General features: G+C 71.1%; 19 protein-coding genes and 5 tRNA genes. 13 read left to right on the top strand and 11 right to left on the bottom strand.

What is annotated here, in order from left to right; all coding sequences use genetic code 11:
- Window positions 1-12: 12 nt before the first annotated feature.
- Both ABD240_RS14055 and ABD240_RS14050 read right to left on the bottom strand, forming a co-directional pair.
- Window positions 13-798, bottom strand: coding sequence for a SurA N-terminal domain-containing protein (locus ABD240_RS14055; RefSeq protein WP_344337910.1), 786 nt, complete (start codon window positions 796-798; stop codon window positions 13-15).
- Between the two features lie 128 nt (window positions 799-926).
- On the bottom strand, window positions 927-1,916 hold the full coding sequence (locus tag ABD240_RS14050) for a 3-methyladenine DNA glycosylase (protein WP_344337908.1): 990 nt from the start codon (window positions 1,914-1,916) through the stop codon (window positions 927-929).
- Window positions 1,917-2,075: 159 nt separating this feature from the next.
- Here ABD240_RS14050 and pabB point away from each other — a divergent pair, with 159 nt between their 5' ends.
- Window positions 2,076-4,307, top strand: a complete 2,232-nt coding sequence (pabB, locus tag ABD240_RS14045; protein ID WP_344337906.1) for an aminodeoxychorismate synthase component I — start codon at window positions 2,076-2,078, stop codon at window positions 4,305-4,307.
- Window positions 4,300-5,409, top strand: a complete 1,110-nt coding sequence (locus ABD240_RS14040) for an aminotransferase class IV (RefSeq protein ID WP_344337904.1) — start codon at window positions 4,300-4,302, stop codon at window positions 5,407-5,409. The genes pabB and ABD240_RS14040 overlap by 8 nt, the downstream gene beginning before the upstream one ends.
- 98 nt (window positions 5,410-5,507) lie before the next feature.
- On the opposite strand, the gene ABD240_RS14035 is transcribed toward ABD240_RS14040, so the two are convergent.
- The 4 genes from ABD240_RS14035 to ABD240_RS14020 form a co-directional block, all read right to left on the bottom strand.
- Window positions 5,508-5,726 (bottom strand): hypothetical protein, encoded by a 219-nt coding sequence (locus ABD240_RS14035; RefSeq protein ID WP_344337902.1) that lies wholly within the window; start codon window positions 5,724-5,726, stop codon window positions 5,508-5,510.
- A gap of 73 nt (window positions 5,727-5,799) precedes the next feature.
- A complete protein-coding gene (locus ABD240_RS14030) occupies window positions 5,800-6,207 on the bottom strand; it encodes a YybH family protein (RefSeq protein WP_291792283.1) in 408 nt (135 codons plus the stop codon).
- A gap of 49 nt (window positions 6,208-6,256) precedes the next feature.
- Window positions 6,257-6,742 carry a GNAT family N-acetyltransferase gene (locus ABD240_RS14025; protein ID WP_291792279.1) on the bottom strand — a complete coding sequence of 162 codons (486 nt, stop codon included), beginning with the start codon at window positions 6,740-6,742 and terminating at the stop codon, window positions 6,257-6,259.
- 174 nt (window positions 6,743-6,916) lie between these two features.
- Window positions 6,917-8,389: a DHA2 family efflux MFS transporter permease subunit gene (locus tag ABD240_RS14020; RefSeq protein ID WP_291792276.1), complete on the bottom strand. Its 1,473-nt coding sequence runs from the start codon at window positions 8,387-8,389 to the stop codon at window positions 6,917-6,919.
- 253 nt (window positions 8,390-8,642) lie between these two features.
- On the opposite strand from ABD240_RS14020, the gene ABD240_RS14015 reads away from it, so the two are divergent.
- Window positions 8,643-9,053: a hypothetical protein gene (locus ABD240_RS14015; RefSeq protein WP_344337898.1), complete on the top strand. Its 411-nt coding sequence runs from the start codon at window positions 8,643-8,645 to the stop codon at window positions 9,051-9,053.
- Window positions 9,054-9,382: 329 nt separating this feature from the next.
- Here ABD240_RS14015 and ABD240_RS14010 read toward each other — a convergent pair whose 3' ends face one another.
- The gene (locus ABD240_RS14010; protein ID WP_344337897.1) at window positions 9,383-10,420 is read right to left on the bottom strand and encodes a malate dehydrogenase; all 1,038 of its coding nucleotides are present in this window, start codon (window positions 10,418-10,420) and stop codon (window positions 9,383-9,385) included.
- 135 nt (window positions 10,421-10,555) lie between these two features.
- Between ABD240_RS14010 and ABD240_RS14005 the strand changes: the two genes are divergently transcribed.
- Genes ABD240_RS14005 through ABD240_RS13995 form a run of 3 tightly spaced genes read left to right on the top strand, consistent with a single transcriptional unit; the run spans window position 10,556 to window position 12,190 of the window.
- Entirely contained in the window at window positions 10,556-11,479 is a 924-nt protein-coding gene (locus tag ABD240_RS14005; RefSeq protein WP_344337895.1) for a LysR family transcriptional regulator, read from the top strand.
- A 53-nt stretch (window positions 11,480-11,532) separates the two neighbouring features.
- A complete protein-coding gene (locus tag ABD240_RS14000; RefSeq protein WP_291792265.1) occupies window positions 11,533-11,766 on the top strand; it encodes a hypothetical protein in 234 nt (77 codons plus the stop codon).
- On the top strand, window positions 11,756-12,190 hold the full coding sequence (locus ABD240_RS13995; protein WP_344337893.1) for a TA system VapC family ribonuclease toxin: 435 nt from the start codon (window positions 11,756-11,758) through the stop codon (window positions 12,188-12,190). Before ABD240_RS14000 ends, ABD240_RS13995 begins: the two co-directional genes overlap by 11 nt.
- Window positions 12,191-12,195: 5 nt before the next feature.
- Here the strand turns inward: ABD240_RS13995 and ABD240_RS13990 are convergent, their stop codons facing one another.
- Window positions 12,196-15,063 (bottom strand): ATP-dependent RNA helicase, encoded by a 2,868-nt coding sequence (locus ABD240_RS13990; protein WP_344337892.1) that lies wholly within the window; start codon window positions 15,061-15,063, stop codon window positions 12,196-12,198.
- Between the two features lie 83 nt (window positions 15,064-15,146).
- Here ABD240_RS13990 and ABD240_RS13985 point away from each other — a divergent pair, with 83 nt between their 5' ends.
- From ABD240_RS13985 to ABD240_RS13960, 6 genes are all read left to right on the top strand, one after another.
- Window positions 15,147-15,956: a fumarylacetoacetate hydrolase family protein gene (locus ABD240_RS13985; protein ID WP_344337890.1), complete on the top strand. Its 810-nt coding sequence runs from the start codon at window positions 15,147-15,149 to the stop codon at window positions 15,954-15,956.
- Window positions 15,957-16,030: 74 nt separating this feature from the next.
- Complete coding sequence (gene gltX, locus ABD240_RS13980) at window positions 16,031-17,515, top strand: glutamate--tRNA ligase (protein ID WP_344337888.1); 1,485 nt, start codon at window positions 16,031-16,033, stop codon at window positions 17,513-17,515.
- A gap of 188 nt (window positions 17,516-17,703) precedes the next feature.
- A tRNA-Gln gene (locus ABD240_RS13975) sits at window positions 17,704-17,775 on the top strand.
- A gap of 72 nt (window positions 17,776-17,847) precedes the next feature.
- Window positions 17,848-17,920, top strand: a tRNA-Glu gene (locus ABD240_RS13970).
- Between the two features lie 74 nt (window positions 17,921-17,994).
- Window positions 17,995-18,066 (top strand) — tRNA-Gln (locus ABD240_RS13965).
- A gap of 72 nt (window positions 18,067-18,138) precedes the next feature.
- Window positions 18,139-18,211 (top strand) — tRNA-Glu (locus ABD240_RS13960).
- A gap of 135 nt (window positions 18,212-18,346) precedes the next feature.
- On the opposite strand, the gene ABD240_RS13955 is transcribed toward ABD240_RS13960, so the two are convergent.
- Window positions 18,347-19,042 (bottom strand): flavin reductase family protein, encoded by a 696-nt coding sequence (locus tag ABD240_RS13955; RefSeq protein WP_344337886.1) that lies wholly within the window; start codon window positions 19,040-19,042, stop codon window positions 18,347-18,349.
- Between the two features lie 221 nt (window positions 19,043-19,263).
- Between ABD240_RS13955 and ABD240_RS13950 the strand changes: the two genes are divergently transcribed.
- Window positions 19,264-19,336: transfer RNA gene (locus tag ABD240_RS13950), tRNA-Glu, on the top strand.
- Between the two features lie 80 nt (window positions 19,337-19,416).
- Here the strand turns inward: ABD240_RS13950 and ABD240_RS13945 are convergent.
- Both ABD240_RS13945 and ABD240_RS13940 read right to left on the bottom strand, forming a co-directional pair.
- Entirely contained in the window at window positions 19,417-19,917 is a 501-nt protein-coding gene (locus ABD240_RS13945) for a DUF4282 domain-containing protein (protein ID WP_344337884.1), read from the bottom strand.
- Window positions 19,914-20,432 (bottom strand): DUF4282 domain-containing protein, encoded by a 519-nt coding sequence (locus ABD240_RS13940; protein ID WP_344337883.1) that lies wholly within the window; start codon window positions 20,430-20,432, stop codon window positions 19,914-19,916. The genes ABD240_RS13945 and ABD240_RS13940 overlap by 4 nt, the downstream gene beginning before the upstream one ends.
- Window positions 20,433-20,444: the final 12 nt, after the last annotated feature.

Below are 20,444 nucleotides of genomic sequence, written 5' to 3'. Positions count from 1 at the left end.
CAGGCTGCGCGCTCAGAGGTTGATCGTCACGTCCGCGTCCTCGCCCAGTCCCTTGACGATCTCCTGGGCGGCGGCGTTCTGCTGCTGGGTCACCATCTCCTGCGCGAGCTGATCGCGGATCTCCTCGAACGGCGGGACCTGGGACTGCTGTGCGCCGCCGCCGGACTGCATCTGCTCCACGTAGCCGTCGTACTGCGTGCGGAGCTCCTCCTCCGTGGGCTCCTTGATGTCGCCCTCCTGCTGGACGTAGGTGTTCACCCGGAACTGTGAGGCGGCGTCCTCGCGGATCTTGTCCTCGCTGATGCCCTGTTCGGAGAGGGCGGACACGACCTCGTCCGCGGAGCCCATGCCGTTCTGGGCGGCGATGTCCTCCAGCGTGTCCTCGACGTCCTTCTCCGTGGGCTCGATGCCCGCGTCCTCCGCAGCCTGGGTGAGGAGCCTGTTGTCGACGAGCATCTGCGCGACCTGCTTCTTGAGCGTGTCCTGGTCGACCTCCTCGCCGCCGGACTGCATGGCGCTCTGCTGGAGCTGGCCCTCGTAGTTCTTCGTGAACTCCTCGCGGGAGATCTCCTCGCCGTTGACCTCGGCGACGACCTCGGGGACGCCCTCGAGATCGGCCTGGGGCACCTGCGGCTGGCCCTCCGCGCCGCCGTCCGGAGCAGCGCCCTCCTGCCCGGCCGGCGCGGACTCCGCCTGCGCGGATCCGTCCTGCTCGGGCTGGTCACCGCCGGACCCGCAGCCTGCGAGTGCGACGAGGCCGGCTGCCGCGAGTGCGACGAGGGTGGGTGCGGTCCGCATATATGGACTCCTCAGCGATCGGGGACTGCGACGGTACACCTTCAAGCTCCACGGCGTACACACACTCGCATCGTCGCCGGTCAGCGGGTCAGCGGGTCAGCGGGTCAGCGGGGCTGCCGAGCCGCCGGTCAGCCGGGCTGCCAGTCGCCCAGGGCGGAGTCGAGCGCGCTGAGCAGGTCACGGCGGATCGCGTTGCCGCGCTCGGCGAACTCCCGCTGGCGGCGCACGTACTCCGCCTTGCCCTCCGGTGTCTCGATCGCGACCGCGTCGTAGCCCCAGCCGCGCACGTCGTAGGGACTCGCCTCCATGTCCAGCACGCGGATCTCCCGGGCGAGGTCGAAGGCGGCGAGCGTCACCTCGCTCGGCACCACGGGGCCCAGCTTCATCGCCCACTTGTAGAGGTCCATGCCGCCGTGCAGGCAGCCGGGCTGCTCCATCTCCCGCATGGTCTCCCGCGCCGGTGCGAGGGTGTTGAGCGGGCGCGCGGGCGGTGTGAAGAAGCGGAAGGCGTCGAAGTGGGAGCAGCGGATGCGGTGGCCCTCCACCACTGCGTCCGTGTCCGCGCGGCTCAGGCGCAGGGGCACCTGGGTGTGGCGGTGCTCCTCGTCCGTCTGCTTGTAGACCATCGCCCACTCGTGCAGGCCGAAGCAGCCGAAGGTGCCTTCGCGCCCCAGCGTCCGCGCCAGCAGGTCGCGGATGAAGAGGGCGCCGGAGCCGCGGGCCTCACGCCACGCGGTCAGGTCCAGGGTGAGGACCGAGGTGCCGTCCGGCAGGGCCCGGGCGCGGTACCACTTGCGTGCGGAGAGCCGGGAGAGGACGGCGGCCTGGGCGTCAGCCGAGGCCGTGGCCGTGGCGTCGGCCTCGGGCTCCGCGCCGGCCTCGGCACTCACCGCCGTCCCCGCGCCGGGGTGCCAGGTCGCCAGCTGTCCGGGCGTGAAGGGGTAGTAGGTGTAGAGGAAGTCCTCGACGGGATGCTTCTCTCCGCGGGAGCGGCGCTCCAGGTGCGCACGGGTCCGGGAGCGCACGGCCGCCTCATGTGCGGCGGCGCGTGCGGCGGCCTCGGCGGCGGTGAGCGGAGGCGCGTCCGGGGTGGCGGGGGAGACGGGAGCGGTGGACATCGCCTCCAGTGTAGGGACCGGGCGCAAGGAGCACGGCCAGGCGAGCAAGGGGCACTGCGGCGGCGTGCGGGCACGGACGGTGCAGGGACTGCGCGGGGCGGACCGGAGCGCGGGGCACGCCGGCGCAGGAGGGCGGTCCGCTCGTGGGAGAATCTGCGCATGCCAGGGATCCAGCCCGCCCTCCGTGTGCTCGTCGTCGACAACTACGATTCGTTCACGCACAACCTCGTGCATCAGATTACGCGCGTGACGGGGGCGGTTCCGCGCGTCGTGCCGCACGACTGGACCGGCTGGGAGAGCGCCGTGCTGGACTCCGTGGACGCCGTCGTCGTCTCGCCGGGACCGGGCACACCGGAGCATCCGGAGGACATGGGGATCAGCGCGGACGTGATCGCAGAGGCGCTGGCCCGGGGCACGGTCCCCGTGCTGGGGGTCTGCCTGGGGCATCAGGGGATCGCACACGCGCTGGGCGCCGCCGTGGTGCGCGCGCCTGAGCCGCGGCACGGACGCACCTCGCCGGTGCGGCACGCGGGCGAGGGCGTCTTCGCGGGCCTGCCGGATCCCTTCACCGCCGTGCGCTATCACTCGCTGGTGGTCGAGGAGGGGCCGCGCGGCGAGGTCGCGGGCACGGCCGGCGTCCTGCGCGTGACGGCGCGTGCGGACGACGGCACGGTCATGGGCCTCGCACACACGGAGCTCCCGCTCTGGGGCGTGCAGTTCCACCCCGAATCCGTGCTCGCCGAGCACGGCGACCGGTTGCTGGAGAACTTCGCACGGCTGGCACGGGAACACGCCGAGAGGCGATCCGTACGGGAGATGCGCAGCGCACGCCCTGCGCCGGACCACGGCGAGCGGACGCACGCGGCGCCTCCACTGCCGGAGCACTCAGGGCTGGGCTGTCGCACACCCGTCGTGCAGGAGGCGCCTCGCACCGCTCCTCTGCTCCGCACGCTCACGACCGCGGCGGCTCCGGAGCAGATCTTCCACGCCCTCTACGGTGCCGAGGACTGCGCTGTCTGGCTGGACGGCAACCTGCCCGGCGATCCCCGCGGGTGCTTCTCCGTGATGGGCGCGCCCTCGGGTCCCGGTGCTGCGCGCGCGTGGGCGGACGTGAGTGCCGGCACCGTGACCGTGCAGCGGAGAGGCCGCTCGCCGGAGACGCTGCGCACAGGGTTCTTCGACTGGCTGGAGGCAGAGCTGCGCGGGCAGGACACCGTCGCGGAGGTGGTGGACGGCTGCTCCTTCGCCCTCGGCTGGGTGGGATGCCTGGGCTACGAGCTCAAGGCCGAGTGCGGAGGGGTCTCCACTCACCGCGCAGAGACCCCTGATGCCGCATTCGTGTTTCTCGACCGGGCGGTGGTGTGGGACGCGGAGACGTCCTCCGCGCACCTGCTCGCGCTGCCGGACGGCGGGGCGGCGGGATCCGCCCAGCGGTGGCTGGAGGAGACTGCGGCGGTGATTCGCGGCCTCGGCCCGGACACCTCGGCGGAACCTCCCGCGGGTGGCCGCCAGGGCGCACGGACCGGCTCTCCCGCGCTGCGGGCCCGGCATTCGCAGGACGACTACCTCTCGCTCATCGCGGAGGTGCAGGAGCTCATCGCCGCGGGGGAGACCTATGAGGCCTGCCTGACGAACGAGCTCGGCGTCGAACTCGCCGGGGCCGTGGACCCCTGGGTCACCTACCTGCGTCTGCGGCGTCGGAACCCGGCTCCGTTCGGTGCGTTCCTGCGCTTCCCTGAGCTGGGGGACAGAGAGGCGTTCACCGTCATGAGCACCTCCCCGGAGCGGTTCCTCCGCATCGATGCGGAAGGCCGGGCGGAGTCCTCGCCCATCAAGGGCACACGGCCGCGCGGGCCGACCGGGGCGGAGGACGCCGGGCTCCGGGAGGAGCTGCTCACGGCGGAGAAGGACCGCTCCGAGAACCTCATGATCGTGGACCTCGTCCGCAACGACCTGGGCCGGGTGGCGGAGGCCGGGACCGTGCACGTGGAACGCCTCTTCGCGGTGGAGAGCTACGCGACGGTGCACCAGCTGGTGAGTACGGTGTCCGCACGGCTCGCCGCGGACCGTTCGCCGGTGGAGTGCGTCCGTGCGGCGTTCCCTCCCGGGTCCATGACGGGTGCGCCCAAGGTGCGGACGATGGCTCTCCTCGATGCGCTCGAGGGTGGGCCGCGCGGTGTGTACAGCGGTGCGCTCGGCTGGTTCTCCCTGAGCGGCGCGGTGGACCTCAGCGTCGTCATCCGCACGCTCGTGCACACGGGGAACAGGCTGAGCAGCGGGGTGGGAGGGGCGATCGTGGCGCTCTCGGACCCGGACGAGGAATATGCGGAGACGCAGGTGAAGGCGTCACCGCTGCTGCGGCTGCTGAAGGAGGAGGAAGAGGGTGTCTGAGGACGCGGAGCACGGCGGCGCGGAGCACAGCTCCGAGCCGCGGCGTGAGCGCGGTGAGGGGCAGATGCAGGAGCAGGCGCAGGAGGCCCGGCCTGACCGCGGTGGTCCTGGTGGGCCCGCTTTCGAGGCTCCGGGGCTGTGGGTGTGGAACCGGCGGTCGCAGCGGTTCGAGGAGGAGCGGTCAGCGGCGGACCGGGCCGAGGGCGCTGAGCCTGCAGGGGAGCCGTCCGAGAACGGGGCCGCGGGGCAGGCTCCTCCCGCGCTCCTCGCCGCGGACTCCTGGTTCGTGAGAGACGGGCACGTCCGCGCCTTCGACCGTCATGCGGCGCGGTTCACCCTGGCGTGTGAGGCACAGGGTGCCGCTCTGGTGCCGGGTGCCGCTCTGGGACTGATCGCCCAGGAACAGGAGACCGCGCAGGGTGCTCGCGGCGGCCTCGGGCCCGGTCCGGCGGCGCTCGTGGAGCAGCCGGACTTCTGGGACCGCCTCGCCCGGGGCCTGCCCCGCCGCGGGGAGTGGTTCCCCCGGATTGAGCTCGTGTCCCCGGTGCGAGAGGGATCTGTGCCTCAGCTGCGTTTCCGACTGCGCCCCGCGCCCCCACGCGGCGAGGCGGTCTCACTCTGGGTGCCGGAGGTGCCGGACCCGCGTACCCATCCGGCGGTGAAGGGGCCGGATCTGGACAGGCTCGCGCAGCTCCGGACGCAGGCGGCGGAGTGGCACTCGCAGGACGCACTGCTGTGCACGCCGGAGGGCGTAGTGGTCGAGGCCGCCCACGCCAGCCTGCTGTGGTGGGAGGAGGACGCGCTCTGCGTGCCGGATCCGCGGCTGGGGGTGTTCGCGGGTGTGACCGTGGGGCTCCTCGTCGAGGAGGCCCAGCGGCGGGGGATCGAGGTGCGCGAGCGGCGTGTGCCTCTCACAGACCTCCTCAGCCGGGAGGTGTGGATCGCGAACGCCCTCCACGGCCTGCGGAGAGTGCGGGCATGGACGGGTCGCGGAGCGGACGACGGAGTGCTCGCCCGGCCCGCGGACTTCGTGTCCGGCGACGTCGAGCGGCAGCGGGAGCGGAGATTCGCGCGGTGGAGCGCCTGGCTCGAGGCGCAGTGAGGCTCATCCGCGCAGCGCGGGCGCAGGCGGTGGTGGCGCACGCTCCACGCGGAGGGGCGGATACGCGTCTCCCGTGAGGGCAGGTGCCTGCGGTGCGCTCAGCGGTTGCGGGGATGCTGCCGGGAGGTGCGTTCGTTGCCGTGCCTGTAGTTGCCGGTCCAGCGGGCCATGACCAGCTGGCCGTCGCCGCTCTGCGCCTCGGCGAGGAACTTCTGAGCGCGCCCGCCGCGCAGCCGGGTCACGACGCGACCGTGATGGCGGATGGCGACCGTGCCGTCGCCGTGCTCCTCGTACTCGAACCCTGCGGGCCGTCCCATGAGTGCTCCGTTCTTCGAGTGCTCTCTCCACCCTGCGGCGAGCGTCGTTCAGCCTGCAGAGCGGTACGGCGGATCAGCCTGCGGTGTAGGTGAAGGAATGGTGTTCGTGCTGCACCAGCCATTCGCCGGCGTGCTTCACCAGGCCCAGGGTGATGCGGAGGCGCTGCTCGGGGGATCCGGCGAGGTCTTCAGGAGTCCCGCATCTCAGCAGGGCGAAGGCATAGGCTGTGTCCTTTCCCGCCCGGACCTCGAGTTCGACCATGTCGAAGACTGCACCGGAGGCGATCCACTCGAAGAATCCTGACCAGGTCGCGCTGTATCGGCCCAGCCCACGCACCCCGCGTTCGGGAGGAGGGACATCGAACATCACGATGTCCTCCGCGTGGTGGTCGAGGACCCCGGCGAGATCTCCACGCTGGATTGCCGTGACCCAGTGCGTGATGAGTGCGCGGATCTGCTCTTCGTCGGACGTGCGTGTCATGTCATGAGCTCCTCGTTCTTCGTCACGGGGCAGCCGCGGCGCGGGCCCATCACAGTTCACGCAGATAGAGGAGCATCCGGTAGTCCTGACCGGGCTGGACGTTGACGAAGCCGTGGCGTTCGTAGAATCGACGGGTGTCGGAATCGATCTCATCGACGCCGATGTGCATCTCGAGCGAGCCGCGGGAACGAGCATGCGCCGACGTCGCACCCAGGAGGGCCGTGCCGATGCCCTGATCGCGGAGAGGGGGCCGGACGTAGAGCTCCTCCAGCTGTGCCAGGGGACCTTCGGAGTACGGTGTAGGGCGGAGGCTGAGCAGTGCGAAACCGCTCGTGCGGACTGCCGGATGTTCGACTCCCTCCGCACACTCCGCGAGAAAGGCGACGAGGTCGGTGCCGGCGAGCAGCGAGCGGAACCGCTCAGCGAGAGCGGAGGCCGTCGGCGTGGGGGCCTCGAACTCGGTGTTGAAATCGAACAGCAGCTGCCCGAGGAGGTGCGCATCCGCGGTGCCCGCCCTGCGAACCGTGTGCTCCATCGCCGTCTCCCGTCCTCGCCGTCCCAGACTCGCACCTCGGCGCGGCTGCGGCAAGACCTTCACCTGATGGGACGCCGCTCCGCTCACGCGTCACCCGACGCGTGAGCGGAGCGGCGTCCTCGTCGCCTGCCGAGGATTCACGGCTTCGCGGCGCGCGTGCTGCTCAGGGGTGCCTCACTCCTGATCCGCCGGCTTGCGGATGAAGTAGGCGAGCACCATCGGCGCGATCGCGATGCACGCGGCCACGAAGAACGCCGCGCGAGCTCCCGGCGCACCGGCCTCGGCGACCTCCACCCCGGCGGCCTCTCCCGCATGCAGGAACGAGGAGTAGATGGCGATGAGCAGCGCCGTGCCGGCGGCTCCCGCCACCTGCTGCAGGGTGTTGAGCGCGGCGGAGCCGTGCGAGTACAGGGTGCGGTCCAGGGATCCCAGCGAGGCGGAGAACAGCGGGGTGAAGGAGGCTGCGAGCCCCAGCGACATGACCGTCTGCGCCACGACGAGCAGCAGCACCGGAGTGTGCACGCTCACCGTGGAGTAGAAGAACATCGCCGCGGCGATCATGACCGTGCCGGGGACCAGCAGGGTCTTGGGGCCGCGCGAATCGTAGATGCGGCCCATGACCGGGCCCAGCACTCCCATGAGGATGGAGCCGGGCAGCAGCACCAGGCCCGCCTGTGTGGGCGGAAGCTGCGCGACGTTCTGCAGGTAGAGCGGAAGCAGCGCGAAGGTGCCGAACATCGACAGCGCCACCACCGCCATGATGATGACCGCGAGGACATAGTTGCGCGAACGGAAGATGCGCAGGTCCAGAAGGGCGCGGTCCTCGCGCTGGAGGACCAGCTGGCGCCAGACGAAGAGGGCGAGGAAGAACGCGCCGCCGCCGATCACCGCCCAGCCGTTCAGCGCGGAGCCGGAGGCCTCGCCGCCGTGGCCCCCGCCGAACTGGCTGAGACCGTAGACGATGCCCCCGAAAGCGAAGACGGAGAGGATCACGGAGAGGACGTCCAGCGGCGCGTGCGTGGTCTCACCGAGGTTCGTCATCCACTTCGCGCCCAGCGCCAGCGCGATGAGGGCGATGGGCAGCACGATGCCGAACAGCCAGCGCCAGCCCAGGTGGTCCAGGACGATGCCGGACATGGTGGGTCCGATGGCCGGGGCGAGCGACATCACGAGGCCCACACGGCCCATCATCCGGCCGCGGGAGTGCGGCGGGACGACGTTCATCATGGTGGTCATGAGCAGCGGCATCATGATGCCGGTGCCGGCGGCCTGCACGATCCTGCCCGCCAGGAGCAGGGGGAAGCCGGGGGCCGCGAGGCACAGCGCAGTGCCGAGCGAGAACGCGATCATCGCGGCCAGGAAGATCTGGCGCGTGGTGAAGCGCTGGATGAGGAATCCGGTCGTGGGGATGATCACGGCCATCGTCAGCATGAAGGCGCTCGTGAGCCACTGGCCCAGCTCCGGCGGGATGTCCAGTGTCCGGTTGAGCTCCGGGATGGCGATCGCCATCGTCGTCTCGTTGAGGATCGCCACGAACGCGGCGACGAGCAGCAGCCAGATGACCCGCATGCCGGCGGGGTCGATCCCGGTCGTGGAGGGCGGATGCTGTGCGGTGTCCGCAGGGGCGCGGGAGGTGTCGGAGGCCATAGGTCGTCCTTAGTGCACGGGGAGCGGTCTGCCTGGGAGGACGGGCGACGAATGCCGGGACACCGTGAAGTGCGGGCCTCGCGCGGGCAGAGCTCGATACGGCAGCGCGAGAGCGGGATGGTCCCGGTGCGCTGAGGGTCTGCTGAATGCTGCGGGCTGCTTACTTCACGCGGAACATGCTACAGCCTGCGACGAGGCGTGTCAGTGTGCTCTCACTCACTTCACAGAGTTTCTGTGGGCGTATCCTGGGCGCATGGCGACGCTGCAGGACGTGCGCGAGGCGGTGGAGGACTTCCCCGGTGCCTTCGCCAAGCCGCTCGGCCAGCAGGCCGGTGAGGCCTGGCGCACGGCGAAGGGGCTCTTCGCCTGGGAGCGCGCTCCCTCCAAGGCGGACCTCGCCCGCCTCGCTGAGGACGGCGGCGAGTGGCCGGACGGAGTGGTCCTGGCACTGCGGACAGACGGTCTGGAGGCCAAGGATGAGCTGCTGGCCGCGTATCCGGAGGTGCTCTTCACGGTCGCCCACTTCGACGGGTATCCGGTGGTCCTCGCCCGCCTGGACGCCCTGAGCGTCGAGTTCCTCCGCGAGCTGCTGGCCGAGGCCTGGCTCGCCCGGGTGCCGGCGCGCACTGCCGCGGCCTGGCTGGAGGAGCACCGCGGGGAGTGAGCGGGGAACCGGGGCCTCCTGCCGCAACCGGCGGTGCCCTCACAGCCAGTCGTGTTCGCGGACGCAGCGAGCCGCATCGTGCCGGGTGCGGGTGTTCGTCTTGCTGATCGCGCTGGAGAGGTAGTTCCGGACACTTCCTTTGGCTGGCCGCGGCGGAGACGTCCACGACGATCCAGCGGTGGCCCTCATGGACGGTCTGGATCACCTGGGCGATGTGTCCGGGCTCCGCGGACTTGCTCACGAATCCCCGGATGCCCAGCGAGAGGAACGTGCGGAGCACCCTGGGCTCCGGTTCCACGTCGAGATCAAGCCTGCATCGTCTCTCGGCCTCACAGGAACCCCAGGCGCTCGGCCGCCGCCCGCTCCTCCTCGAGCTCCGCGACGGAGGCGTCGATGCGCGACCGCTGCTCGGCGGTGAGTTCGAGCCCTTCGACGACGCGGGCGGAGCCGTCTGCGTCCACGACGCAGGGGAAGGAGCTGATGAGCCCAGCGGGCACTCCGTACTCCCCGTGCGAGCGGACGGCCATCGACGCCCAGCGACCCCTCGTGCCGTGCGTCCAGTCCCTCAGGTGATCGAGGGTCGCCGAGGCCGCAGACGCCGCCGAGGAGGCGCCTCGGACCTCGATCACCGCACCTCCCCGCCCGGTCACTGTGGGGATGAAGTCCCCTGCGACCCAGGCCTCGGCGGCGTCCGGGCCTCCACACACCCGGGCGAGCACCTGCATGGCGGGCTCACCGGCGATGGCCGCGCTGCCCAGGTCCGGGAACTGCGTGTTCGAGTGATTGCCCCAGATCGCCAGCCGTTCGATGCTCTTCACCGGTGCGCCCGTCCGCGCCGCGAGCTGGGCGAGCGCCCGGTTGTGGTCCAGCCGGGTGAGAGCGGTGAAGCGGTCCGCGGAGAGGACCTCGCCATCGGCGCGGGGTGCGCGCTGCGCGTGCTCGGCGGCGATGAGGGCGTTGGTGTTGGCCGGATTGCCCACCACCACGACCCGTGCGTCCGGGTGTGCGCCCGTCCCCAGCGCCCTGCCCTGCTCCGCGAAGATGGCACCATTGGCCTCCAGCAGATCCGCGCGGTCCATGCCCGGCCGGCGCGGCGCGGAGCCCACCAGGAGCGCCGCGTCGACTCCGGCGAACGCCTCCTCGGGATCGGCCGTGCACACGATCGCCTCCAGTGCGGGGAACGCGCAGTCCTCGAGCTCCATGCGCACGCCTTCGAGACGGTCCACCACCGCGGGCACCTCCAGGAGGCGCAGGCGTATCCTCTCGGAATCGCCCGGAGCACTCCGGGAGGCCTCGGCAGCGAGGCGGAAGAGAAGGCTGTAGGCGATGCTGCCGGCTGCTCCGGTGACGGCGAGTGTGCGGGTCATGGCGTCCTCCTGTGACGAGCGGACCGCTGTCTGTGCGCCGTGGCGGCGCGGCGGCCCGCAGGGTGCGGGTGGCTCCATCGTGCCGACCCTCACAGTCATCCGTCCAATGATGGTTTGCTCCGATAGCATCCGAATATGGATGAATGGATGGGGCGCCTCGCCCCGGAGCTGCGGGCGCTGCTGGAGACGGACGAGCAGGACGGCTTCGTCACGGCGGCCGCACAGTCGCTGCGGATCCCGCAGTCCACGCTGAGCCGCCGCATCAGGGCGCTGGAGGATCTGTGGGGGTTCCCGCTGCTGGTGCGGACGGGACGCCGTGCCGCTCTCACACCCCGCGCGCGGGAGCTTGCCGCAGCGGTCCGCGGGCCCCTGGCGGCGCTGGAGCGCGCGATCGCGGCGACGGCGGGTGAGGCGGATCCGGAGGGCGGGCGGGTGCGGTTCGGCTTCCCGCTGACGATGGGGCAGGGGCGGGCGCCGGAACTGCTCGCCGCGTTCCGCCGTGCGCATCCCGGCATCAGGATGGAGCTGCGGCAGGCGCACGGCACGGCGTTGTTCGAGGATCTGCGGCTCGGCAGGCTCGACCTCGCCCTCACCATCCCCGCGCCCGGCCCGGAGGACGGTGTCCGGGGAACGCTCGAGCACCGGGTGATGGGGAGGCAGAGGATCGTCGCGGTGCTGCCCGAGGCCCACCCGTGTGCGGACAGGGACGTGCTCCGTCTCGAAGAGCTCGCGGACGCGCAGTTCATCGGGACGCCGCGCCCGTTCCATCTGCGGCGTCTCACGGAAGCGTGGTGCGCCGCCGCGGGGTTCACGCCGCAGGTGGACATCGAGGCCGCCGAGTTCGCGGCGATCCGCGAGCTCGTGGCGCTGGGCATGGGCGTTGCGCTGCTCCCGGCGCTGCCCTCGCCTCTGCCCGGCACCGCCGAGGTGCCGCTGGCCGGTGAGCCCGCCGGCGAAGAGGATCGGTCACGGGAGATCGCTCTCGTGCGTGCGGCGGTGCCGCTCTCGCCGCCCGCACAGTCGCTGTGGGACTTCCTCGCCCGCGCAGCCGAGGGGTGAGTGTGTTCGCCCGCACCCGTGCGTCTTGGTCACCCCTCACCTAGAATGTGAGAATGCGCACTACTCTGGACCTCGATGAGCGCTTGCTGGCCGCTGCGCGCGAGCGGGCCCGCCGTCTCGGTGTGACCGTCGGGCAGGCCGTCTCAGAACTCGGGCTCCGCGGACTCGACCGAGCAGGGGAGGGCGTTCCTCCGCGAGGGGCGGCGAACCGTCTCGTCATGTTGCCGGTGACGAAGGATCATGTGATCACTGACGCAGACGTCGAAAATGCGCTCGATGAAGACTGACGAGCTGGAGCTCCCCGATGCCAATGTGCTGATCGCTCTTTTCCACAGAGGTCATGTTCATCATGAGTCGGCCGCGGCTTGGTTCAACGAAGTCCGGCGTTTTGCTACCACTCCGTTCACGGAAAGCGCCTTTCTGCGGTTGGCGATGAACCCGAAGATCGCCGGAACCGCTGTAGGAATGGCAGATGCACGTCGCTCACTCGGAAGCCTTCGCGCTGACAGCCGATGGGCATTCCTTGAAGATGACTCTTCGCTCGTTGAGCCCACTGTGGACCTGCGAGGACTGGGCGGCTATCGACAGGTCACCGACTATCATCTCCTGAACCTCATCGCTGGACATGATGGGTGGCTGGCAACGTTCGATCGAAAGATCGCGGCTTCGCTGTCGCAGGCGGACCGCTCTCTGGTCCGGCTGCTTGAGTGAGCCCCTCACTGCAGCCCGGCCCGCTTCTTCGTGAGCGCCGTGGCCGTGGCAGTGCGCGGGTCCTCCGGCCACGGATGCTTGAGGTACTTCCCACGGTTCTCCGCACGCACCTGTGCATAGGCGCCTGACCAGAACGCGGAGAGGTCCGCCGTCACTGCCAGCTGCCGCCGCGCCGGTGAGAGGAGGTGGAGGACCACGGGCACCCGTCCCAGCACCACCGCGGGTCCGGTCTCCGCCCCGAACATCTCCTGCAGCTTCACGGCGAGCACCGGCGCTCCTCCGGCCTCGGGCGCGGGATAGCGCAGGCGCACGTGCGAACCGGACGGCACCTCCACCCGCAGCGGCGCGAGCTCGTCCAGCCGCGCTGCCTCCGGCCACGGCAGCAGCGCCTGGAGGGCGCTGTGAAGGCGCATCCTCACAGCACTCCCGCGGCCGCCCTTCACCAGTGCCCGCGCTGCACGCTCGACCTCCTGCTCCAGCCAGGGCGGGACGCCGGTGCTCCCGTTGTCCGCCGTGCGTCCGGTCAGGGCGTCTGCTCGTACGTCCGGCCACGGTGCGCCCAGAGTCGCATGCAGGAGTCCCAGGCGTCCGCGCAGCAGCTCGAACTCCTCGATCTCCGCAGCCGAGGCGAGGTCTGCGAACGCGACGGCCGCCTCGGTTCCGGCGGTGAGCGCCGCGAACGCCTCGGCGGTGCGCCGGGCCACGGCCCTGCGTGCGGCGGCGATCCCCACAGGCACGGGTGTGGACGAGAGCACGATCGCGCCCAGCCGCTCCACCTTCCTCGCACGCAGCGCGGCACCGCTGTCCGTCTCTGCCCACGCGGCTTCCTCGGTCGTGGACCGCAGTGCCTCACCCGCCCAGAGGGCGAGGTCCTCGTCGATCCCCACGCCCGCGCGGAGGAGCGGGCGCTCGCCCGCGAGGCCCACCTCGGCGACGGCGATCCAGGCCTCACCGTGCAGCCGGGATCCCCGCGGCAGCTGGACGCCGGTGCCGGAGGCGAGCAGGTACTCGTCCCCGGACTCGCGTCTGCGGGCCAGCTGCTCCGGTCTGCTCAGGGCGAGGAACAGGCCCAGCTGGTCCTCCGCCGTGCGGAGCCGTGCGGGATCGAATGGCGGGGCATGATCGTGGGCGAGGGGTACCGCGGCGCTCTGCGTGCGCCGGCCCCCGCTCCGTCCCGGCGTCTGCGTACCGCGCCCGGCCACCCCGGCCAGCCGCTTCGCCTCCGCGGTCCAGGTCGCGGCCCAGCCTGCGGGCGCGTGTCCCTTCCGGGCGCGGCGCAGGGCCTCTGCGAGGTCGCCGTCCTCCACTCGCACATCAGCAGACAGGAGCGCCGCACACTCCGCCGCGGCCCGCGTGCCGATGAGCGGTGCGGCCAGGAGCAGCCCGCGCGCGGTCCGCGGGTCCGCAGGCACCCGGGAGAGGCGACGGCCCAGTGCGGTGGCCCGGGCGCTGGGATCCGCGGATTCGAGGGCGCCGAGGCCGTGGAGGGTGCGTGCCGCCGCCGTCACCCCCGGCGTGGGCAGTGCAGTGGGGAGCGGCAGCCCCGCACCGCCGGGCGAGCCCCAGACCGCGAGGTCGAGGACGGCGGAGGTGAGGTCCGCCGTGAGCACCTCCGGCGGGGCGGCGGCGGGGAACGCCGCCCAGTCGGACTCCGCACAGCAGCGCCAGACGGTGCCGGGACCCAGGCGCGCCGCACGTCCGGCGCGCTGCGCGCCGGAGGCCTTGGACTCACGGACCGTGACGAGCCCGCCCATGCCGCGCCCGGTGTCGAAGTGCGGCACCCGGGCCAGGCACGAATCGACCACCACCCGCACGCCGGGCACGGTGAGGGCGGACTCCGCCACGGAGGTCGCGACCACGATCCGGCGCCGGGAGGCGGGGGTCGCACCCTCCCGTGCCGCGAGGATCCGCTGCTGTTCGCGCGGGGGAGTGGAGCCGGTGAGCGTGAGCACCTCGCCCGGCACCCGGTCCCGGATGAGACCCGTGAGGCGCTCCACCTCCCGCCGGCCGGGAGCGAACACGAGGACGTCCGCCGGCCCGGCTCCCGGGTCCGGCGCTGTCCCTGCCTCGTCCTCCGCCGCTTCTTCCACCGCCCGGTGCACCGTCTCGGCCATGTGGACGAGGAAGTCCGGCCGCACCCCGCGGGCGTCGAGGGCGCGCTGCGGCGGCGGAGCCCAGCGGACGGTGAGAGGATGCGTCACCGCTTCGATGCTGAGCACGGGCGCGGGTGCACCGTCCTCACCCAGCAGCTCCGCCCATGCTCCCGCGTCCAGCGTGGCGGACATCGCGAGCAGCGAGAGATCCTCGCGCAGCTCCGCGAGCTCGTGGAGCATGCCGAAGGCCAGGTCCGTGTCCAGACTGCGTTCGTGCACCTCGTCGAGCACCACCGCCTGCACACCACCCAGCTCCGGGTCGCGCAGCAGGCGACGCAGGAGCACACCCGTCGTGACGAACTCGATCCGCGTCCGCCGTCCGGCCTGCGACTCTCCCCGCACCGTGAAGCCCACCTCCTCGCCCACCTGCAGGCCGCTCAGCTGTGCTAGGCGGGCGGCTGCGGCGCGGGCGGCCATCCGCCGGGGCTGGGTGACGAGGATGCGCGGGGGAGGGGAGCCGGCCTCGGCCGCGGGATCTGCGGACATCGGACCGCCGGGCATCGCCCCCTCCGCCAGCACCGCTGCCAGCGCGGGCGGCACCACGGTGGTCTTGCCGGTGCCGGGCGGTGCCTCGATCACGGCACGCACACCGGACCCGCCTGCGGCAGCGGTCTGTTCCGCAAGTGCACGCAGCTGCGGGACGAGGGCGGCGGCAGGCAGACCGGAGGAGATGCGGTCCAGGGCGAAGCCGTGCGGGGCGAGGGGAGAGCGTCGAGTCACCTCCCCAGTCTCTCGCAGACTGCACGAGGCTCTCGCAGTCACCGCGGGTATCACACAGTCCGTACACAACTAGACTGGCCCGCATGCGCATCATCAGATTCGTCCACAAGGACGCACCCGCCTACGGAGTCGTCGAGGGAGAGCTGCCGGAGATCGCCGAGGACGGCAGCGTCGACACCTCCGGGCTGGAGATCGCGGTCCTCGACACCGATCCGTTCTTCTCCCCGGCACAGTCCACCGGCGAGCGCCTCCGCTACGACGAGGTCCGGCTCCTGGCCCCCATCATCCCGCGCTCCAAGGTGGTGGGAGTGGGCCGCAACTTCGCAGACCACGCGGCGGAGCTGGGCAACGAGGTGCCGGTCTCCCCGCTCACCTTCTTCAAGCCCAACACCGCAGTGGTGGGTCCCGGCGAGCCCGTCCGGCTGCCGGCGATCAGTGAGAACGTCTCCTACGAGGCGGAGCTGGCCGTGGTGATCGGCCGGGTGGCGAAGGGCGTGCCGGCGGAGAAGGCCTACGAGCACGTGCTGGGCTACGTCGCCGCCAACGACGTCACCCTCCGCGACATCCAGCAGCAGGACAAGCAGTGGTCGCGGGCCAAGGGCTTCGACACCTCCTGCCCGCTGGGCCCCTGGATCGAGACCGAGTTCGATCCGGAGGCCGTCCGCATCCGCAGCTGGGTGGACGGCGAGCTCCGCCAGGACGGCTCCACGGAGGACTTCGTGTTCGACATCCCCGCTCTCATCGAGCACATCACGGAGACCATCACCCTGCTCCCCGGCGACGTCATCCTCACCGGCACCCCCGCCGGAGTGGGGCGGATCGAGTCCGGCAGCAGCGTCTCCATCGCGATCGACGGTCTCGGCCTGCTCGTCAACCCCGTCATGGACGCCTGAGGGCGCTCGCCCTCCCGCACGCCTCCGCTCCCCATCCCCTCAGCTCCTCCAAAGCTCCTCGAAAGGACCCTCGCGTGACCACCAAGGTTCGCTTCTGCCCCTCACCCACGGGCACCCCGCACGTGGGCATGATCCGCACCGCCCTGTTCAACTGGGCCTATGCCCGCCACACCGGCGGCACCTTCGTCTTCCGCATCGAGGACACGGACGCGGCCCGTGACTCCGAGGAGAGCTTCTCGCAGGTCCTCGAGGCGATGCGCTGGCTGGGGCTGGACTGGGACGAGGGGATCGGGGTGGGCGGCCCGGACGGCCCCTACCGCCAGTCCGAGCGCGGCGACATCTACGCCGAGGTCATCGCCAAGCTCACCGCCGCCGGGCACCTCTACGAGTCCTTCTCCACCAATGAGGAGATCGAGGCGCGCCACCGGGCCGCGGGCCGCGACCCCAAGCTGGGCTACGACGGCTTCGACCGGGATCTCACGGACGAGCAGAAGGCGGCCTTCCGCGCCGAGGGCCGTGAGCCGGTCCTGCGCGTGCGGATGCCGGACGAGGACATCACCTTCACGGACCTGGTCCGCGGCGAGATCACGTTCAAGGCCGGCTCCGTCCCGGACTTCGTGGTGGTCCGCGCCAACGGCCAGCCCCTCTACACCCTCGTGAACCCGGTGGACGATGCGCTCATGGGCATCACCCACGTGCTCCGCGGTGAGGACCTCCTCTCCTCGACCCCGCGCCAGATCGTGCTCTACGAGGCGCTCAAGGACGTGGGGGTCGCGGCCTTCACCCCGGAGTTCGGTCACCTCCCGTACGTCATGGGCCAGGGCAACAAGAAGCTCTCCAAGCGGGACCCGGAGTCCAACCTCTTCCTGCACCGGGAGAACGGCTTCATCCGCGAGGGGCTCATCAACTACCTCGCGCTGCTGGGCTGGTCCATCGGCTCGGACCGGGACGTGTTCTCCGTCGAGGAGCTCGTGCAGGCCTTCGACATCCGGGACGTCAACCCCAACCCGGCGCGCTTCGACGTGAAGAAGGCGACCGCGATCAACGCCGACCAGATCCGCCTGCTGGACGAGGACGACTTCCGCCAGCGGCTGGTGCCCTACCTGCGCGCGGCCGGCGTCGTGGGGGAGACCCTGAGCGAGCGCGAGCAGTCGATCCTCGCCGCCGCCGCTCCGCTGGTCCAGACCCGCATGAAGCTGCTGGGCGAGGCCCCGGATCTCCTCCGCTTCCTGTTCGTTGCGGATGACGAGCTCGAACTCACCGAGGATGGGCTGAAGACGCTCAAGGACTCCGCGCCGCAGGTGCTCGAGGCCTCCCTCACCGCGCTCGAAGCCCTGGGCGAGGACGAGTGGACGGCCGCGCGCCTGGAGGAGGTGCTGGGGGCCGCGCTGGTCGAGGGACTGGAGATCAAGCCGCGCTTCGCCTACGGGCCGCTGCGCGTGGCGGTGTCCGGGCACCGGATCTCCCCGCCGCTGTTCGAATCGATGGAGATCCTGGGCCGGGAGTCCTCGCTCACCCGTCTGCGCGCACTCTCCGCGCACCTCGCCGCGCAGGGCTGAGCCGCCCGCAGGGCTGAGGCCGCGGCCTCTCGCATGGAACCGCTCCGCTCGGGTGGTGCAGATCACCCGGGCGGAGCGGCTGCGGCTTTGCATCGACCGCCGCGGCCGCGTATAGTTGTCTCTCGTTGCCGAGGGCAACGGAGAGCCGCCGGAGGTGATTCGGCGGGTGCTCCGGACTCTCGAAGCAGTGGGCTATGGTGTAATTGGCAACACAACGGTTTCTGGTACCGTCATTCTAGGTTCGAGTCCTGGTAGCCCAGCGGACAGCTTCACTGTTCACCCTCCCTCTCCCCGTGAGCCGGGCAGGCGTGTGCAGAGGAGGCAGTTCATGCGCCCCCGTCGTCTAGTGGCCTAGGACGCCGCCCTCTCAAGGCGGAAACGGCAGTTCGAACCTGCTCGGGGGTACGCTTCACTGCAACGGTCTCCATCGGAGGTCCTCTTGCGGAAGACAGCGAGGAACGGCACGCACCGGGCCTCGATGGGCTATGGTGTAATCGGCAACACAACGGTTTCTGGTACCGTCATTCTAGGTTCGAGTCCTGGTAGCCCAGCGGACAGCTTCACTGTTCACCCTCCCTCTCCCCGTGAGTCGGGCAGGCGTGTGCAGAGGAGGCAGTTCATGCGCCCCCGTCGTCTAGTGGCCTAGGACGCCGCCCTCTCAAGGCGGAAACGGCAGTTCGAACCTGCTCGGGGGTACAGATCCTTCACGCAGAAGCCCGGTTCCCGCATAGGAACCGGGCTTCTGCGCATCCCGCGTCGCAGCCGTCCGCGCACCGCCGGAGGTGGGACGGCGAGTGCGGAGCGCACCGCGCGCAGGCTCTCCGCCGGCCGTCAGTGCTGGGCGAAGGTGCCGTAGCCGCCGCGGAAGTACAGAAGCGGGCCGGCGTTCTCCACCGTGCTCATTCCCGCCACGCGTCCCACGACGATCGTGTGGTCGCCGCCGTCGTACTCCGCCTCCAGCGTGCACTCAATCCAGGCCAGCGCGCCGCTGAGGCGGGGCGAACCCAGCTCGGAGAGCCGGTGGCTCACCCCGGAGAACTGCGCGGCGGCGCCCGCCGGGCCGCCGGAGGGGCGGGAGAAGATCCGTGCCAGGTGCTCCTGCTCCGCGCCCAGCACATTCACGCAGAAGCGCCCGGCGCGGCGGATCCGCGGCCATGTCGTCGATGTGCGCGTGGGGTTGAAGGAGATGAGCGGAGGATCGAGTGAGAGCGAGGTGAAGGACTGGAAGGTGATGCCGGCCGGTCCGGCGGGAGTGGAGGCGGTGACGACGGCCACCCCGGTGGCGAAACCGCTCATCACGTGCCGCATGCGCGTCTCTGACACGTCGCCGTAGGCGGAGGAGTCCTCGGCCGCGAGGCTCATGCGGACCTCGTGGGCAGCGGCCGCCGGTGCCGCAGTGCGCCGGCGTGAGCGCCCGAGGGCGCCGACCGTCCAGGCGGAACCGCGGCTGTCTCCCGCGGCGGGCAGCCCGGCCCCGGCGCGGCCCGTGCTCGATCCGGTGGTGGGCCTTCCGGCCGCTGTGCTCATCCGTCCTCCTGATCGCAGGCGCTGTCTCCGGTCACCTGCTCCGCGTGCGCGAGCCCGGTGTGGGGCTCCGGGGCCGCCTCCGCGCCCGCGCGGCGCCGTTCCTCCCTGCGATCATCCCACGGGATCGCTCCGTGTGCGAGGTCACTGTGCGCGGAGTTGGAGGCGGGTTCCGGGTGGGGTAAACTCTTCATCCTGTGAGCGGCGGAAGCGCCGAGCACGAGGCCCCCGTCGTCTAGTGGCCCAGGACGCCGCCCTCTCAAGGCGGAAACGGCAGTTCGAACCTGCTCGGGGGTACAGCACTCCGCACGGAGACGCAGAAGCCCGGTTCCCCTCCAGGAACCGGGCTTCTGCGCGTGGGCGGCGGGCCACCGGGCTCAGCCGCGCTGCACCAGCTTCTGCGTGTTCTGCGCGGTGCGCACATTCGCCACGACGAACTCGATGATCACGCGCGTGAAGATGATCTGGATGAGCGACGGGATCCAGCCCAGCAGGATCGCGGCGATGATGAGGAGCACGCCTCCCCCGCCGATCCCTGAGCTGTAGCCGTAGGACGAGATGAAGCTGCCCGCGGCTCCCATGCTGATGGCCGTGAGCACGGTGCCGATGTAGCTGAGCACCGCGAGGACGATCGCGATGACGTAGATGACCGAGGCGAACCTGATCGTCACGAAGTTCTCGAACTTCAGGTCGAAGAGCGAGCGGAGGAACCCGGCCTCGCCCGCGGGTCTGCCCTGTGGTGCGGGTCCGGGGGCGGCCTGAGCGAATCCGGGACCCTGCTGTGCGAACCCGGCAGGGCCCTGCGGGGTGGGGCCGGGCTGGGGATGGCCGCCCTGCCCGGGTGTCGGCTGCGAACCGTAGGGAGACTGTGCTGTCATGACCGTTCCGCCAGCTTTCCGGTGTTGATGGCCGTCCGGATGCCGGCGACCAGGAATTCGATGACGACGCGCACCACCAGCACGCAGAGCAGCGCCGGGATCCAGCCCAGGAGCACCGTGAGCAGGAGCAGGGTGACGCCCGTGCCGGTGGACTCGCTCATGAGGATGAAGGAGAGAACGACGAAGCTCAGCCAGATGAGCGCGAAGTACGCGATGTAGAGGACGTAGATGATCGCGGAGAACTTCAGTGCCACGAAGCTCTCGAACTTCAGATCGAAGAGCGCCCGGAAGAAGCCCTTGCCGTCCGCGGCGAGTGCGGAGGCGGCAGGCGGGAGCCCGCCTGTCTGGGGCGGGCCGGACGGGGCGGGGCCTGCCGCCTGGCCGCCGTAGGGGCCGGTCCCGCCGGGGCCTGCGGGTCCTGAGCCGTAGGCGCCCGGGCCCGGCTGTCCCGGAGACGGCTGGCCCGGTCCGGGCTGCCCGGAGGCGGGCGGCGGGGGAGGGGGTGCTGCAGTCATGGTCTGCCTTTC

The sequence above is a fragment of the Brevibacterium salitolerans genome, assembly GCF_039531405.1.
GTDB classification, from domain to species: domain Bacteria; phylum Actinomycetota; class Actinomycetes; order Actinomycetales; family Brevibacteriaceae; genus Brevibacterium; species Brevibacterium salitolerans.
The sequence above is the reverse complement of the archived record's forward strand: the minus strand, read 5'-3'. Positions and strand labels throughout refer to the sequence as shown.